This is a genomic window from Sphingopyxis sp. GC21 (genome assembly GCF_025727575.1).
Taxonomy (GTDB): domain Bacteria; phylum Pseudomonadota; class Alphaproteobacteria; order Sphingomonadales; family Sphingomonadaceae; genus Sphingopyxis; species Sphingopyxis terrae_A.
In genome coordinates this window covers 564,052-580,019 of the sequence record NZ_CP095845.1, presented here as the reverse complement: position 1 = coordinate 580,019, position 15,968 = coordinate 564,052, and the positions used below count along the sequence as shown (strand labels likewise).

At 64.4% G+C, this 15,968-nt stretch carries 17 protein-coding genes; 12 read left to right on the top strand and 5 right to left on the bottom strand.

Annotated features, from left to right (window positions below):
• Positions 1 to 92 precede the first annotated feature (92 nt).
• The 11 genes from MU856_RS02770 (at position 93) to MU856_RS02720 (ending at position 9,478) form a co-directional block, all read left to right on the top strand.
• Positions 93 to 1,910, top strand: coding sequence for a DUF885 domain-containing protein (locus MU856_RS02770; protein WP_263588310.1), 1,818 nt, complete (start codon positions 93 to 95; stop codon positions 1,908 to 1,910).
• Between the two features lie 100 nt (positions 1,911 to 2,010).
• Entirely contained in the window at positions 2,011 to 2,898 is an 888-nt protein-coding gene (locus MU856_RS02765; protein ID WP_263588309.1) for a helix-turn-helix domain-containing protein, read from the top strand.
• 364 nt (positions 2,899 to 3,262) lie between these two features.
• Complete coding sequence (locus tag MU856_RS02760) at positions 3,263 to 3,748, top strand: SUF system Fe-S cluster assembly regulator (protein WP_058812753.1); 486 nt, start codon at positions 3,263 to 3,265, stop codon at positions 3,746 to 3,748.
• Between the two features lie 4 nt (positions 3,749 to 3,752).
• Positions 3,753 to 5,240, top strand: coding sequence for a Fe-S cluster assembly protein SufB (gene sufB, locus MU856_RS02755; protein ID WP_058812754.1), 1,488 nt, complete (start codon positions 3,753 to 3,755; stop codon positions 5,238 to 5,240).
• Positions 5,237 to 5,617 carry a hypothetical protein gene (locus MU856_RS02750; protein WP_263588308.1) on the top strand — a complete coding sequence of 127 codons (381 nt, stop codon included), beginning with the start codon at positions 5,237 to 5,239 and terminating at the stop codon, positions 5,615 to 5,617. Before sufB ends, MU856_RS02750 begins: the two co-directional genes overlap by 4 nt.
• 5 nt (positions 5,618 to 5,622) lie before the next feature.
• Positions 5,623 to 6,366 carry a Fe-S cluster assembly ATPase SufC gene (gene sufC / locus MU856_RS02745; RefSeq protein WP_263588307.1) on the top strand — a complete coding sequence of 248 codons (744 nt, stop codon included), beginning with the start codon at positions 5,623 to 5,625 and terminating at the stop codon, positions 6,364 to 6,366.
• Positions 6,363 to 6,677, top strand: coding sequence for a hypothetical protein (locus MU856_RS02740; protein WP_263588306.1), 315 nt, complete (start codon positions 6,363 to 6,365; stop codon positions 6,675 to 6,677). Before sufC ends, MU856_RS02740 begins: the two co-directional genes overlap by 4 nt.
• Positions 6,674 to 7,399, top strand: coding sequence for a SufD family Fe-S cluster assembly protein (locus MU856_RS02735; RefSeq protein ID WP_263588305.1), 726 nt, complete (start codon positions 6,674 to 6,676; stop codon positions 7,397 to 7,399). Before MU856_RS02740 ends, MU856_RS02735 begins: the two co-directional genes overlap by 4 nt.
• Before the next feature lie 38 nt (positions 7,400 to 7,437).
• Positions 7,438 to 8,640, top strand: coding sequence for an aminotransferase class V-fold PLP-dependent enzyme (locus MU856_RS02730; RefSeq protein WP_263589010.1), 1,203 nt, complete (start codon positions 7,438 to 7,440; stop codon positions 8,638 to 8,640).
• Positions 8,637 to 9,107, top strand: a complete 471-nt coding sequence (locus MU856_RS02725; protein ID WP_263588304.1) for an SUF system Fe-S cluster assembly protein — start codon at positions 8,637 to 8,639, stop codon at positions 9,105 to 9,107. The genes MU856_RS02730 and MU856_RS02725 overlap by 4 nt, the downstream gene beginning before the upstream one ends.
• Entirely contained in the window at positions 9,107 to 9,478 is a 372-nt protein-coding gene (locus MU856_RS02720; protein ID WP_263588303.1) for a HesB/IscA family protein, read from the top strand. The genes MU856_RS02725 and MU856_RS02720 overlap by 1 nt, the downstream gene beginning before the upstream one ends.
• A 9-nt stretch (positions 9,479 to 9,487) precedes the next feature.
• On the opposite strand, the gene MU856_RS02715 is transcribed toward MU856_RS02720, so the two are convergent.
• From MU856_RS02715 to MU856_RS02705, 3 genes are all read right to left on the bottom strand, one after another.
• A complete protein-coding gene (locus MU856_RS02715; RefSeq protein ID WP_263588302.1) occupies positions 9,488 to 10,204 on the bottom strand; it encodes an extensin family protein in 717 nt (238 codons plus the stop codon).
• A gap of 8 nt (positions 10,205 to 10,212) precedes the next feature.
• Entirely contained in the window at positions 10,213 to 10,653 is a 441-nt protein-coding gene (locus MU856_RS02710) for a hypothetical protein (RefSeq protein ID WP_062767881.1), read from the bottom strand.
• An 84-nt stretch (positions 10,654 to 10,737) separates the two neighbouring features.
• On the bottom strand, positions 10,738 to 12,129 hold the full coding sequence (locus tag MU856_RS02705) for a cytochrome P450 (protein ID WP_263588301.1): 1,392 nt from the start codon (positions 12,127 to 12,129) through the stop codon (positions 10,738 to 10,740).
• Between the two features lie 173 nt (positions 12,130 to 12,302).
• Between MU856_RS02705 and MU856_RS02700 the strand changes: the two genes are divergently transcribed.
• Positions 12,303 to 13,199, top strand: coding sequence for a hypothetical protein (locus MU856_RS02700; protein WP_263588300.1), 897 nt, complete (start codon positions 12,303 to 12,305; stop codon positions 13,197 to 13,199).
• Positions 13,200 to 13,223: 24 nt separating this feature from the next.
• Here the strand turns inward: MU856_RS02700 and MU856_RS02695 are convergent, their stop codons facing one another.
• Positions 13,224 to 14,543 carry a dicarboxylate/amino acid:cation symporter gene (locus MU856_RS02695; RefSeq protein WP_058812761.1) on the bottom strand — a complete coding sequence of 440 codons (1,320 nt, stop codon included), beginning with the start codon at positions 14,541 to 14,543 and terminating at the stop codon, positions 13,224 to 13,226.
• 50 nt (positions 14,544 to 14,593) lie between these two features.
• Positions 14,594 to 15,946 carry a dicarboxylate/amino acid:cation symporter gene (locus tag MU856_RS02690; RefSeq protein ID WP_003047950.1) on the bottom strand — a complete coding sequence of 451 codons (1,353 nt, stop codon included), beginning with the start codon at positions 15,944 to 15,946 and terminating at the stop codon, positions 14,594 to 14,596.
• Between the last annotated feature and the right edge of the window lie 22 nt (positions 15,947 to 15,968).

The following is a 15,968-nucleotide window of genomic DNA, read 5'->3' as shown; positions in this document are numbered from 1 at the left end:
ATGGCAAGCCCCCTGCCGACCAGCCGGAAATCGTTGCAAAATGAAGGGCCTTGCCGGGCCTGCGGTCAACCGGCCAACAAAGGGAGACTATCGTGTCGCATCGCCGTTTCGCCGCCCGCCCGTCCACCGCGATCCTGTCCACCGCGCTCGTGCTGCTGGCGACGGCGGGATGTACGCCGGCGACCGTGGCGACCGCGCCGCAATCGCCCGCGGCGAGCGCACCGGCGGGCGCCGATCTTGCGCAATTCTTCGACAATTATGACGAAGCGCAGCTGTCGTTGAGCCCGCAAGGCAAGGCGTATCGCGGTATCCGCGACGCCGATTACGGCAAGTGGAACGACCCGAGCGACGACGCCGAGGTTGCCAGCCACACGCTGCAACAGGCGACTGCCGCCGCGATGCGCGCGAGCTTCGACCCCGCGAAGCTGTCGGCGGAGGAAGCGCTGTCCTTCGAACTGTTCAACGCGCAGGCGGCGCGCGCAGAGCGGCTGTTCCCGTTCCGCGACGATGAATATATCTTCGACCAGATGAACGGCGCGCAGAGCCAGATGCCCGCCTTTCTGATCAATATCCACCGCGTTGCGAATGTTGCCGAAGCCGAAGCCTATGTGGAGCGCATCCGCGGCATGGGCCCGGTGCTCGACGCGCTGTCGGCCGAATCGGCGCGGCGCGCGAAAAAGGGCGTCCAGCCGCCCAAGTGGGTCTATGCCTATGTCATCAGCGACATCGAAAATCTGATGAAGCCGGACAATGCGGTGATCGAGGATATCGGCGCGAAGGTCGGCAAGCTCGACATCGGCGCCGGCGAAAAGACGCGGCTGACCGATGCCGCGAAGGCCGCATGGGCCGAAAGCGCGGGCCCCGCCTATGGCCGGCTGCTCGCCGAAATGAAGCGCCAGCAGGCGGTCGCGCCGACGCAGGACGGCATCTGGCGCCTGCCCGACGGCAAAGCCTATTATGCCGCGCTGCTCGCCAATTACACGACCACCGACATGAGCGCGGCGCAGATCCACGCGCTCGGCCTCTCCGAAGTCGCACGTATCCACGGCGAGATGAAGAAGATCATGGCGCAGGTGGGCTTCAAAGGGACTTTGCGCGAGTTTTTCGAGCATCTGCGCACCAGCCCGCAATATTATTATACGACCCGCGAGGATTATCTGGCCGATGTCGATGCCAAGGTGAAGGCGATGGAGGCGCGGCTGCCCGCCTTCTTCCATACGCTGCCCAAGGCGCACCTGCAGGTGAAAGCGGTCGAAGCGTTCCGCGAAAAGTCGGCGGGCAAGGCCTTTTACCAGTCGCCCTCGCCCGATGGATCGCGGCCCGGCACCTATTATGTGAACCTCTATGACCTGCGCGACATGTCGAAGACCGAGCTCGAGGCGCTCGCCTATCATGAGGGTATTCCGGGACACCACCTGCAGCGCGCGGTGCAGACCGAACTGACCGGCCTGCCGCCCTTCCGCCGTTTCGGCGGCTTCACCGCCTATACCGAGGGCTGGGGCCTCTATTCGGAGGAACTCGCCAAGGACATGGGCTTTTACACCGATCCCTACAGTGATTTCGGGCGGCTCGGCATGGAATTGTGGCGCGCGTGCCGCCTCGTCGTCGACACCGGCATTCACGACAAGCGCTGGAGCCGCGAGCAGGCGATCCAGTATCTCAAGGACAATACGCCCAACCCCGACGGCGACATCGAAAAGGCGATCGAACGCTATATCGTCTATCCGGGGCAGGCCACTGCCTATCTGATCGGCAAGCTCAAGATCATGGAACTCAGGACGCGCGCGCAGGCGGCGCTCGGCGACCGTTTCGACTATCGCGACTTTCACGATGTCGTGCTCAAATCGGGGCCGGTGCCGCTCGACATCCTCGAACGCCGCGTCGATGCCTGGATCGCCGCCAGCCGTTGATAGTGCGAATCAAAATTGCGCCTTGACGCAGCCGGGCGTTCTGAAATTATGGCGGGGAAGCAACAGGCGGCAACAAAGCCACCGAAGGGTCGGTCTCGTCATGTCGGATACGTCAGCCTCATCCGGGCAGATGAGCGGCGAGCAGCCGTTCGAGCTGCACTATTTTCCGCCCGATCCCGATCTGGCGGACATGGTGTCGAGCTTTTACTGCGCGCGCATCAACATGCCGCGCTTCGACGAATATGAGCGCGCCGACCGCCCGCAGTTTCGCTTTATCACCGTCGCCGACGGCGAATATGTCTTTTCGGACGGGCACAGCAGCGCGGTACGGCGCGCCAATATCGTCGGACCGACGAGCGGGCGCGTCCGCGCGATCAGCAACCGCCCGACGCGCATCTTCGGCTTCGGCATGCTGCCCGCCGGCTGGGCCGCGCTGATGGGCAGCCATGGCGAGAAACTGACCGACCGCGCGATCGACGCGGCCGATCTGTTCGGCGACTGGATCAACGAGGTCGCCGACGCGATACTGGGCGCCGCGAACGACGAAGAGCGGCTGATTATCGGTAATAATTTCGTCCGCGCGGTGCTGAAACAGACCGAGGCGCCCGCGATGTGGTTCATCCGGACCGTCGATGAATGGCTGACGCGATCGGCGTCGCCGCAGGTGCATGACCTGGTCGAAGCGACCGGCATGTCGATCCGCTCGGTCGAGCGGATGACCAAACATTATTACGGCCTGTCGCCGCGCATGCTGGCGCGCAAATATCGCGCCGTGCGCGCCGCGGCGGCGCTGGCGCGCGGCGAGACGCTCGACCAGGCGCAGCTTGGCGACGCCTTTTACGACCAGTCGCACCTGATTCGCGAGATCAAGCGCTTTGCCGGGGCAACCCCGGGACAGCTCGGCAAGCCGACGCTTTATACCGAGGCGACGACGAAGGGCCGCAAACAGCTTGCGGGCAAGGTCAGCCCGATCGTTTCCGAAACCTGAGGCAGGAAGAAGCGGGCGGAGTGTGGCGGAGGCTCGCCCGCTTTTTCCAGATCTCGTCATCCCGGACTTGCTGATCCATTCGCCCTGCCCCACGACGGGACGGTCTTTTTCGGCGCCGAACGACGATTTGGCGTTTTGATACAATCGCGAATCAGACCCGCGACCTATCCGGAACCTGCGACCCAGAAGAGCTCTTCCTTTGACGAGGACTGAGACCTTCATCTCGGCACTCATTCGGCTCCGGCTGGATGGGTGCCTTTTTTTATTGCCGGTCCGCGACCTTGCGCCTAGGGCGCTCAGCGACTATCTAATTGGAACGAATTACTCCAATTAAGAATCATTCGCAGTTCCGCCGGAAAGAGCCATGCGCCTGTCCAACCTTGCCGATTATGCCGTCGTGCTGATGAGCGCCGCCGCGCGCCAGTGCGGATCGGTGCCGCTGCATGCGGCGATGCTGGCCGAACAGACGGGCATTCCCGGTCCGACGGCGCAGAAACTGGTGAGCGGCCTCGCCCGCGCCGGCCTGCTGGTGTCGACGCGGGGCACTGGCGGCGGCGTACGCCTTGCGCGGCCCGCAGCGGCGATCAGCATCGCCGATATTATCGAAGCCGTCGAAGGTCCGATCGCCCTCACCACTTGCGTCGAGGACGGTCGCCACGATTGCGCGCTCGAAGGCAATTGCCGCGTCAAGCCGCATTGGGGCGTCGTAAACAACGCCGTGCGCGGCGCGCTGGCACAGATCAGCCTCGCCAGCCTGAGCGGTGCCCCTGCGCCGGGCGCTGGACGTCCGGGCGACAGCGCCGGATTGCCCCCTCCAACGGCTCCCGCCTTCGCGGGAGCGACGAGTTAAGATTATGACCGATAACAGCGAAACCCCCGTCAAGGATCAGGCAGCCCGCGACGCCGCGCTGCGCGTTGCCGACTATGAGCATGGCTGGTCCTCGGCGATCGAGACCGACTTCGCGCCCAAGGGGCTCACCGAGGATACGGTACGCTTCATCAGCGCCAAGAAGAACGAGCCCGAATGGATGCTCGACTGGCGGCTGAAGGCGTTTCGCCATTGGCAGACGATGGAGACGCCCGACTGGGCGAAGCTCAACGTGCCGCCGATCGACTATCAAGACGCGTACTATTATGCAGCGCCCAAGGCGAAACCGAAGCTCGCGAGCCTCGACGAGGTCGATCCCGAGATTCTCGAGGTCTACAAGAAGCTCGGCATCCCGATCGAGGAGCAGAAGGTGCTCGCGGGCGTCGAGGGCGCGCGCAAGGTCGCGGTCGACGCGGTGTTCGACAGCGTCAGCGTCGCGACGACGTTCCGCGAGGAATTGAAGCGCGCGGGCGTGATCTTCCTGTCGATCAGCGAAGCGATCCGCGAATATCCCGAGCTGGTGAAGAAGTGGCTCGGCAAGGTCGTGCCGATGCACGACAATTATTTTGCGACGCTCAATTGCGCGGTCTTCTCGGACGGGACGTTCGTCTACGTTCCCGAGGGCGTGCGCTGCCCGATGGAGCTCAGCACCTATTTCCGCATCAATGCCGAGAATACGGGGCAGTTCGAGCGCACGTTGATCGTCGCCGACAAGGGCGCGTACGTCTCCTACCTCGAAGGGTGCACCGCGCCGATGCGCGACGAGAACCAGCTTCACGCCGCGGTGGTCGAACTGGTCGCGCTCGACGATGCCGAGATCAAATATTCGACCGTCCAGAACTGGTATCCGGGTAATGCCGAAGGCCTCGGCGGCATCTATAATTTCGTGACCAAGCGCGCGCTGTGCCAAGGCAAGCGCAGCAAGGTGTCGTGGACGCAGGTCGAAACCGGCAGCGCGATCACCTGGAAATATCCGAGCTGCGTGCTCAACGGCGACGACAGCGTCGGCGAATTTTATTCGGTGGCCGTCACCAACAATTTCCAGCAGGCCGACACCGGCACCAAGATGATCCACAATGGCAAGCGCACGCGCTCGACCATCGTTTCGAAGGGGATCAGCGCGGGCAAGTCGAACAACACCTATCGCGGCATCGTCCGCGTCGCGCCCAATGCCGAGGGTGTGCGCAACTTCACCCAGTGCGACAGCCTGCTCTTGAGCAGCACCTGCGGCGCACACACCGTGCCGTACATCGAAGTCCGCAATCCCACGGCGACCGTCGAGCATGAAGCGACGACGAGCAAGATCAGCGACGATCAGCTTTTCTATGCAATGCAGCGCGGGCTGGGGCAGGAAGAGGCGGTGGCGCTGATCGTCAACGGCTTTGCCAAGGAAGTGCTGCAGCAACTGCCGATGGAGTTTGCGGTCGAGGCGCAGAAGCTCTTGGGGATCAGCCTTGAAGGGAGCGTGGGGTGATTAGCTTTCTCTTCGCAATGGCTTTGGCAGCACAACAGACCGTCCAAAGCTCCGACGCAATTCAGATACCCAACGCGATCCGGCCGATGATTGGCGATTATATGGGCTGCCTGAATTCCGGACTGCAAAAGCGCTCGCGAGGGGATGTAGCGGAACTCGGCAAGCTCGATGACGCTGTTCTTGCCGATTGCGAACAGGTCAAGGTGCAAGCAGTTAAAGCCGCGGATCAGGCGTTGCTAGCGGAGCCGACAATCTCGGCGGAAGACCGTGATCGATATGTCAGCGGAAGCTTCGCCGCCGTCGAGGGATCGTTCCGAAACTTCATCCAAAAATTAAAATCTTCCGCCTCTTCGCCTTCCAATTTTTCAGGCCAGTAATTCCAATGCTCAAAATTGAAAACCTCCACGCCACCGTCGCCGACAAGCCGATCCTGAAAGGCCTGTCGCTCAGCATCAATGCGGGCGAAATCCATGCGATCATGGGGCCCAATGGCGCGGGCAAGTCGACGCTGTCCTATGTCCTCGGCGGGCGCCCCGGCTATGAGGTCACCGAGGGGTCAGCGACGTTCGACGGACAGGACCTCCTCGCCCTCGACCCGCACGAGCGCGCTGCTGCCGGCCTGTTTCTCGGCTTCCAATATCCGGTCGAAATCCCCGGCGTGTCGAACGTCCAGTTCCTGCGCGAAAGCCTCAATGCCCAGCGCAAGGCGCGCGGCGAAGAGCCGCTGTCGGGCGGCGATTTCCTGAAGCTGGCGCGCGAGAAGGCGGGGCTGCTCAAGATGGACATGGACATGCTCAAGCGCCCGGTGAACGTCGGCTTTTCGGGCGGCGAGAAGAAGCGCAACGAGATGGTGCAGATGGGCATCCTCGACCCCAAGCTCGCGATCCTCGACGAGACCGATTCAGGCCTCGACATCGACGCGCTGCGCATCGTCGGCGACGGGATCAACGCGATCATGCGACGTCCCGACAAGGCGGTGCTGCTGATCACCCATTATCAGCGCCTGCTCGACTATGTGCGGCCCGATTTCGTGCATGTCCTCGCCGCTGGCCGCATCGTCAAGTCGGGTGGCCCCGAACTCGCGCTCGAACTCGAACGCGAAGGCTATGCGGAGATCGCGGCGTGATCCTCGCTTTCGCCCTTCTGACGATTGCGCAAGCGCCCGAGCCGGTGCCGACCGACGAGGAAATCGTCGTGATCGCACAGAAGCTGAGCGGCATCGCGGTCCATGTCGGCCGTGATGCCAAGGGGCGCTATCATTGCGACCTCAGCGAAAGCAGCGGCAATGCGCGTCTCGACGCGCAGCTCTGCAAGACAAGCGCGACCTGCGTGAAGAAAGGCGCATCGAATCAGGCTGAAGTGAAGGCCCGCATCGACAAGCGAAAATCGACGTTGCTCGCGAACTTCCGCCGCGAATGGGCGGAGCGCAGGCCATGACCGCTCTCCCTAATCGCCGCGACGAAGCGTGGCGCTATAGCGACATCGACGCGGTCGCAGCAGCTTGGCCGCTGCCCGCGCCCGAAAATATCGTCGTGCCCGCAGGCGGTGACTTCAAGCGCGCGATTGTGCAGGATTCGGGTGACATCCAGCAGATCGAGCTGGTGCTGGGCAAGGGCGCGACTGCGTCGCTGCACGTCCTCAACATCGGCGGTGCATATGGCCGCATCGAACTCGCCGTGACACTCCACGAAGGCGCGGACTTCAATCTCGGCGCCGCGCAGATTGGCGGCGGCGAGCAGAATCTCGAGATCGTCACCACCGTCACCCACGCCGAGCCCGGTGCGACGTCGCGGCAGATGGTGCGCTCGGTCCTCGGCGGTACGGCAACCGGCACCTATCTCGGCAAAGTTGCGGTCGCGCGTGACGCGCAGCAGACCGACAGCGAACAGGATGTGAAGGCGATGCTGCTGGACCGCAGCGCGACCGCCAACGCAAAGCCCGAGCTCGAAATCTTCGCCGACGATGTGAAGTGCGCGCACGGCTGCGCGATCGGCGAGCTCGACGCGATGAGCCTCTATTATCTCCAGTCGCGCGGCCTCCCGCCCGCGGAGGCGAAGAAGCTGATGCTGCAAGCGTTCGTTGCCGGCGTGTTCGATGGCGCCGAAGATGAGGAACAGTTGCAGGCTCTCGCGCTCGCGAAGCTGGGGGAATTGGTGTGACCAACCTCCCTTCCCCGTTCGCATCGAGCGAAGTCGAGATGCCCATCGGTAACGCACGCCTTCGGGGTGTCTCGACTTCGCTCGACACGAACGGGGTTAGAGACCAGTTCCCCGGCCTGACGCCCGGCTGGCACTATCTCGACACCGCCGCGACCGCGCAAAAGCCGCAAGCCGTCATCGACGCGACGGTGAATGCGATGGGCCGCGACTATGCGACCGTGCACCGCGGTGTTTATGCGCGCTCGGCCGACATGACGCTCGCCTATGAGGCGGCACGGCGGCGGATCGCAGGGTTCATCCGCGCGAAGGAGGATCAGATCGCCTTCGTGCGCGGTGCGACCGAGGCGATCAACCTCGTCGCCTATTCCCACCCGCGCAAAGGCCGCGTGCTGCTGTCGATGCTCGAACATCACAGCAATATCGTGCCCTGGCAGCTCGCGGGCTGGCAGGTCGACGTGTGCCCGCTCACCGCCGACGGCTGCATCGACTTGGGCGCCGCCGAAAAGCTTCTCACCCCCGAACACACGATGGTCGCTTTCGCGCATGTGTCGAACGTGCTCGGCAGCCCGCTCGAGGTTGCCCGCGCCGCCGATATCGCGCACCGCGTCGGCGCCGAACTTCTGATCGACGGCTGCCAGGCCGTGCCGCGCCTGCCGGTCGATGTCGCGGCATTGGGCTGCGACTATTATGCCTTCTCGGGGCACAAGCTTTACGGCCCCACCGGCATCGGCGTGCTGTGGAGCGACAAGCTCGACACGCTCCCGCCCTGGCAGGGCGGCGGGTCGATGATCGACCGTGTGACCTTCGAACGCACGACCTACGCCCCCGCCCCCACCCGTTTCGAGGCCGGCACGCCGGCGATCGTCGAGGCGCTGGGGCTCGCGGCGGCGGTCGATTATGTCGAAGCGATCGGTGTCGAGGCGATCCACGCGCATGAATGTGCGCTGGTCGGCAGTTTGCGCGAGCAGCTCGCCCGCAAGAACAGCATCACGCTGTTCGGCCCCGACCGCAGCGCCGGGATCGTCAGTTTCGCGATGGCGGGGGTTCATCCGCACGACATCGGCACTATCTTGGACGAAAGCGGGGTCGCGATCCGCGCCGGGCATCATTGCGCGCAGCCGCTGATGGCGCATCTCGGCGTACCGGCGACCGCCCGCGCGAGCTTCGGGCTCTACAGCAATGCAGACGATGTGACCGCGCTGGTCGAAGGATTGGCGCGCGTCGAGAGGATTTTCGGATGAGCGAAGAAAACAGCATCAGGATCGAGGAAGTGGAAAGCGTCGCGCCGCCGCCCAAGGCGCGCGTCGAGGATGCAGAAACCGCGCCCGAGAAGCTGGAGCGCAAGCGCGATTATCTGGAGGGCTTTCTGGCCGCCAAGCCCGCCCCGGTCGACCCGCACGGCGTCGGCGGCGACCTGTACGAAGCCGTCGTCGCGGCGCTCAAGGATATTTACGATCCGGAAATTCCGGTGAATATCTATGACCTTGGCCTGATCTACAATGTCGAGATCGATGAAGGCCATGTCATCGTCACCATGACGTTGACCACCCCGCACTGCCCCGTCGCCGAATCGATGCCCGGCGAGGTCGAGCTGCGCGTCGGCGCGGTGCCCGGCGTCGGCGATGCCGAAGTGAACCTTGTCTGGGATCCGCCCTGGTCGCCCGCCAATATGAGCGACGAGGCGCGGCTCGAATTGGGAATGCTGTGATGACTGAAGCCAAGACACCCGAGAAGACGCGGACAGCCCGCTCCGCCGCCGTCACGCTGACGCCCGGCGCCGAAGCGCGCATCGCAAAGCTGATGGCGGCCGCGCCCGACGGCGCGATCGGGGTCAGGCTGTCGACGCCGCGGCGCGGCTGTTCAGGCCTTGCCTATTCGGTCGACTATGTGACCGAAGAGCAGAAATTCGACGAGAAAATCGAAACGCCCGGCGGCGTGTTTTACATCGACGGCGCGTCGGTACTCTATCTGATCGGCAGCACCATGGACTGGGCAGAGGATGATTTCGCAGCGGGTTTCGTATTCGAGAACCCCAACGCCAAGGGCGCGTGCGGCTGCGGCGAAAGCTTTACGGTCTGACGGTCGATATTAGCGGCAGACCGTCCACCCCGCCGTCCGCGCCGCCATATCGAGGTGGAAATGGTCGGCGTGCGCCCGGTTATAATCGGGTGACAGCAGCGTACTGAACAGCCCGCACGACCGATCGCGCACCGCGTGCAGGAAAGCTACTTTCGCACCGTGATCGTCCCAGTCGGCACGCAGCGCCACACGCGTCCCGTCAGCAAGGATAAAGGCCGAAATGTCGATTGCATTGGCGGTCGAATGTTCGCTTTGCGCCTGTCGCCCGGCAATTTTGCGGCAATTATAGCTGCCCAGATTTTCAAGGCCGACAACCTTCTGTCCGAAATGCTCCTGCGCCGCGGGCTGAACCACATCGCGCGTCCATAGCGCCAGTGCCGCGGTCACGGCGCAGCCGGGTGCGGCGTTCGCGGGACGCATCGAGGGGACAAGGCGATTGCCGGCAAGGATCATGCGCTGGCTCGCACGGCATTGCCCCGCGCCGGCCGCAGGGCGCCGCGCGTATCGCTCGCCCGCGCGGTCGAACACCGCAAAACAGGCTTCATCCTCGCCAGCCAGTCCGACGAGCTTGCGATGCGTTGCCCAGCCCAGCGGCTGCGCGAGGTCGAAGGGCGCAAAGGGATCATGTTCGGGATGCGCGCGCAGCCAGCGCCAGCCGACCAGCAAGCCCGCGCTTAGCAGCGCCAGCAGCAGCAGGGACAGAATCGGCCCGCGACGGCGTGCCACGGCGGCGCTCAGGCCGCCAGCGCAACGCGCGCCGGCGCAGGGTCGTCGTCATTTGCGGCGCTATGGCTTTCGACGGGTCGGCGCACGCGGCTCGCCCGCACCCGGCGGCGGTGCAGCCGCAGCAGCGACCCGCGGACTTTCATCGCGACCCAGGCCTTCATCGACCGGACTCGCGCGAAGGCGGAGAGCGTCCAGACGGCGACGACCAGATCGACATAGGCGGTGACATCCCACGCCATCGCCACCGCCAGTTCGGCGGGCAGAGTCATCGCGAAAGCCTGGATCGACACGAGGCCGACGACGAGGAACAGGATATGCTTGCGCTCGAGCCGGCTCGCGAGATCGAGCAGTTCTTCGACGCAATGGCGGTGAAGCCAGCGCGCCGCTGGCGTGTCCGGTGCCAGCAGCATCGCCGCCACCAGCCCCGCAAGAAAAGCCGCCAATGCCATATCCTGTCCCCCTGCCTTTCGGTTGAAAGACAGAGATAGGGCGGACGGGTCGCGGCGCAAGCCGCTGAAATCGCCGGGCGAAGATCAGAGCGGTTCGAAGGTGACCGTCAGCCCGTCTTTCGGGCGCGGGATCGGCCACATGTGCCAGTCGGGGGCATAGCCGTCGGCGATACGGATGCGATGCGTCGTCAGCACATGGTGGAAGAAGATTTTCGCCTGCATATAGGCGAAGTGCAGCCCCAGGCACATATGCGCGCCGCCGCCGAAGGGAACCCATGCATATTTATGGCGACCCCGCACCGCTTCGGGCGCGAAGCGCAGCGGGTCGAAGCGTTCGGGGTCGGGCCAATATTCGGCCATCATATGCGTATAGCTCGGGTTGATCCCGACATTGGTGCCGGCGGGAATATGGTAGCCGCAGAATTCGAAATCCCGGAGCGCGCGGCGCGGGATGGCGGGCACCGGCGGGATCAGTCGCAACGCTTCCTTGAACGCCATTTCGGTCAGTTCAAGCTCGCCGAGGCTGTTGTGCCCCACACCCTCGCCCGCCGGCGCGACGGACAGCATTTCGTCGCGCAGCCGGTCCTGCCATTCGGGATGCCGGGCGAGCAGCCAGACGAGCGAGGTGATCGAACTGGTGATGGTGTCATGCGCCGCCATCATCAGGAAGTTCATGTGGTCGACGATCGCCTCCACGCTGAGATATTCGCCGTCATCGTCCTTGGCGTGACAGATTTGGGTGAAAATATCCTCGCCTTCCGATGCCCGGCGTTCGGGCACCAGTCGCGTGAAATAATCGACGAGGAATTTGCGCCCGGCGACCCCGCGGCCCATGGCGGTGAAGGGCATCGGCACGCGTATGATGCCGATCGACGCCTGCACCATGTCGACGAACGCCTTGTTGATCCGTTCCGCCTCCGGCCCCCAAGGGATGCCTAGAAAGCTCGTCGCGGCCAGATCGAGCGTCAGCTGCTTGATCGCCGGATAGAATTTGAAGCTCTTGCCGCTCCATGCGCCGATGCGGCTGCCGATACCCTCGTTCAGTGCGCCGGCATAATGCCGCATCGGTTCGGGCTTGAAGGCGACCGACAGCGTCTTGCGGTCGGCGCGATGCTTTTCGAAGTCCATCAGCATCAAGCCGCGCGGGAACAGGAGGTTGAGCACCGGCCCCCACCCCTGTTCGGACGAGAAGATCTTTTCGCGATCGAACAGGACAAGCTCGTTCGCTTCGGGCCCGACGAGCGACACGCCGCGGCCGCCGAAGCTTTTGGCGCGATAGACCTTGCCGTGCTGCGCGACCATGCGGTTGGTGAAGCCGACCGGATCCTTGAGCTGCGCCAGCGTCGTGCCGAGCACGGGAATCCCGTCGTCGCCGGGAATATGATCGAGCGCGGTCTCCGCGTTACGCGGCATCCAGTGCGCGGTCTCGGGTCCGAAGCGGCGTTCCGACCATTCGATCTTCGTGGGGGCATTCATCGCGGCAAATCCTTCATTTTGTCCGATGTCGGCGCAGACTATCGGCTTACTGACATTGTTGCAAGTAAGTCTTATTCCGGCGGCGGCGACCATTCACCGCAAATTCAACTCGCTTCGTGCAGTTTCGATTCCGATATGGCGCCTCCATCGCGGCGCCAAGGAAGGATGGCATCATGCCCAACAGCCTCAAAAAGCCCCTCTCCCTTGCGCTCGGCGCTCTCGCCACCGCGACGCTCGGCGGCTGCTACTATGACGGCGATCTCTATGGCCCGAGCTATGCCTCGGCGGGGGTCTGCGCGAACGACTATTACGACTATGATCCCTATGCCTATTCGGACGGCTATAGCTACGACTGTTACGATCCGACCGATTATAGCGGCGGCTTCGTCCAGATCGGTTTCGGCGGCGGCTGGTACGACAATTATTATTACCCCGGCTACGGCATGTGGATGTTCGACAATTATCGCAACCGCTACCCGCTGCGCGGCCAGTATCTGAACTATTGGGGCGGGCGCCGCGCCTGGTGGAAGCATCGCGGCGACCGCGGCGACGGCCACTGGCAAGGCCGCCCGCCGTCGAGCGGCGGCGATCACGGCGGACGCCCCCATCGCCCCGGCGGCTGGCAGGGGCATGATCGGGACGGCGACGGCCAGCATGGGACGCGCCCGCCCGGCGGTCGGCCCGGCGCCGGTACCCCGCCGACCAGCGGCAACCCGGGACGCCCCGATCGCGGTCCGGGCGTCATCCGCCCGCGTCCGCCGGTGGGCAGCACCCCGACGCGCCCCTCAGGCGATCCCGTCACGGCGCCGTCGCGGCCTACGCGCGGTCCCGGCGTCCTCCGCCCGCGGCCCGCGCCTTCGGGTGAATGGACCGGAAACCGGCAGCGCCCGTCTCCGGTCATCAATACACCGCCTGCCACCAGTGCGGCTCCCGCACCGCAGCGACCCGCGCCAGCCGCGCGAACGCCGGCGCCGCCGCCGCCTGCGGCAAGTGCACCGCCGGCGCGACCCTCCCGCGATGCGCCGCGCCCTAGCCGCGGCGACCGGTCGGGACACATTCGCGAAAACTGACCGATGCCGGGCTGCCAGCCCCGATCAGGCGGGTGATGGCCGCGCTTCGTCCTTCGTGCCCGCCGACACCACGGTCGCCGCAACAAGGTCGCCAATCACGTTGAGCGTCGTGCGGCACATGTCGAGGAAGCGGTCGACGCCGAGCACGAGGCCGATCCCTTCGGGCGGCACCCCGACCGAGGCGAGGATCAGCGCGATCACCGGCAGCGACCCCGCCGGCACGCCCGCGGTGCCGATACCGCCGAGGATACAGACGAGCATCACCATCAGCTGCTGCTGAAGTGTCAGGTCGATGCCGAAGAATTGCGCAAGAAAGATCACGGTCACGCCTTCGAACATGGCGGTGCCGTTCTGGTTTGCGGTGGCGCCGAGCGTCAGCACGAAGCGCGCCACCCGGTCGGGCAGGCGCAGCCGGTCGTGCGCAACGCGCAGCGCGGTAGGCAGCGTCGCGTTCGACGACGATGTCGCGAAGGCCATCACGAACGCTTCCTGCGTCTGACGGAAGAAGGCCGTCGGCGACTTGTTCGCAAGCAGCCGCAACATCACCGGAAAGACGATGAACATCTGGAGCCCGAGCGCCAGCAGCACGACCCCGACATAAGCCGACAGGCGCACCATCAGATCCCAGCCGAACTGCGCGGCAAGATTGAACATGAAACAGAAGATGGCGATCGGTGCGAGCCGGATGACGAGGCCGATCAGCTTCATCGACACTTCGAACACACCCTCGATCGCGGTCTTGAGGGCCGCCGTCTGCGGCGTCCGGACGAGCATCAGGCCAATACCGAAGAAGAGCGCGAAGAACATCACGGCGAGCACGTCATTCTCGCTCATCGCGCCGATGAAATTGCTCGGTACGATCGCGACCAGCGCATCCATCCCCGACTTCGCCTCGCCCGCGCGGTCGGTAATCGCCCTGGCGCCCTCCGCGCCCTCGGCGATCAGATTCCGGGCCAGCGCCGGATCGACCCCCGCCCCGGGCTGGATGAGATTGACGAGCAGCAGGCTGATCGCGACGGCAATCGACGAGACGACGACCGTGTAGAGCAGCGTCCGGATGCCCACCGATTTCAACGCCCGCATCTCGCCCATTTCGGCGACGCCGACGATCAGCGCCGACACCAGCAGCGGGATCACGAGCATGAACAGCAGGCGCAGGAAAATCTGGCCGATCGGACCGGTGACGTAAGTCGTCGCACTGTCGACCCAGCCGGCGCCCGCCGCACCATAATGCGCGGCAAGTCCGGCGATCAGGCCGCCGACGAAACCGAACAGCATACGCCATTGCAATTGCTTGGCGCGCGCCTCCTCATCCCCGCCGGGCGGGGCTTTGGTTTCGGTCATGGCTCAGCTCCTTGCGCGCCCGTGGGTGGGAGCGGCCGAAAAGCTGGGCGTCAGGCGCGGTCGGCCGGGGGCGTGGTCCTATCCTCGACCATATCTTCCTGAAGGTCCAGCCCCCGCATCCCGTGATGCGACGTATGCGCCGGCGCATGCGGACGGTCGTCGAACGCCGGATCCTCGACCTCCAGCATGCCTTCCCATTTGGTGATGACGCTGGTCGCCACCGCATTGCCGACGACGTTGGTCGCGGTGCGCCCCATGTCGAGGAACTGGTCGATCGCGAAGACGAGCGCGACCCCCTCGACCGGAAGATCGAACATGGCGAGCGTCGCGGTGATGACGACCAGGCTGGCGCGCGGCACCGCGGCAATCCCCTTCGACGACACCATCAGCGTCAGCAGGATCAGGATCTGCGTCGTGATCGACAGTTCGATGCCATAGGCCTGCGCGATGAAGATGGTCGCGAAGCTGGCGTACATCATCGATCCGTCGAGGTTGAAGCTGTAGCCGAGCGGCAGCACGAAGCCCGAGATGCGGCGCGGAACCCCGAAGCGGTCGAGCTGTTCGAACAGCTTCGGCATCGCGGCTTCGGATGAGGCGGTCGAGAAGGCGATCAGGATCGGTTCGCGGATATAGCGGATCAGTTCGACGATCCGCTTGCCGAGGAAGATCGCCCCGATGCCGAGCAGCAGCGCCCACAGCACGACGAGCGACATGTAGAATTCGGTGAGCAGTTCGGCGTAGGTCGCAAGGATGCCGAGCCCATATTGCGCCACCACCTTGGCGAGCGCGCCGAACACCGCGAGCGGCGCGAGGCGCATGACATAGCCGGTGATCTGGAGCATCAGCTCGGCAAGCGCCTCGGCCCCGCGGACGAGCGGCGCGCCCTTCTCGCCGATCGCCGACAGGCCGACGCCCGCGAACAGCGCAAAGACCAGAATCTGGAGGACGTTATTTTCGCCCATCGCGGCGACGATATTCTTGGGAAAGATATGTTCGACGAATTCGAACAGGTCGAGTTTCTTGACCTCGCCGACTTCGGCCGCCGAATGGGCGCCGACGGTCAGATGCAGCCCGGCGCCCGGTTCGAGCACATTGACCATGATCAGGCCGAGGCTGATCGAGATCAAGCTGGCGATGATGAACCACGAAATGGCGCGGACCCCGATGCGGCCGAGCGCCGAGCTGTCGCCCATATGCGCGATCCCCGCGATAAGCGTGCCCAGGATCAGCGGCGCAACCAGCATCTTGATCAGATTGAGGAAAATATTGGCGAGCATCGAAAAGCCGCGCAGCCAATTATCGAAGGCCTCGCTGCCCGCGGGCACCATAACGCGCACCAGATAGCCGGCGACGACCCCCAGAACCATGCCGATCAAAATGTAAATTGTGAGGCGTTTCGCCATCAATTCGCTCCCCTGTTCCGGT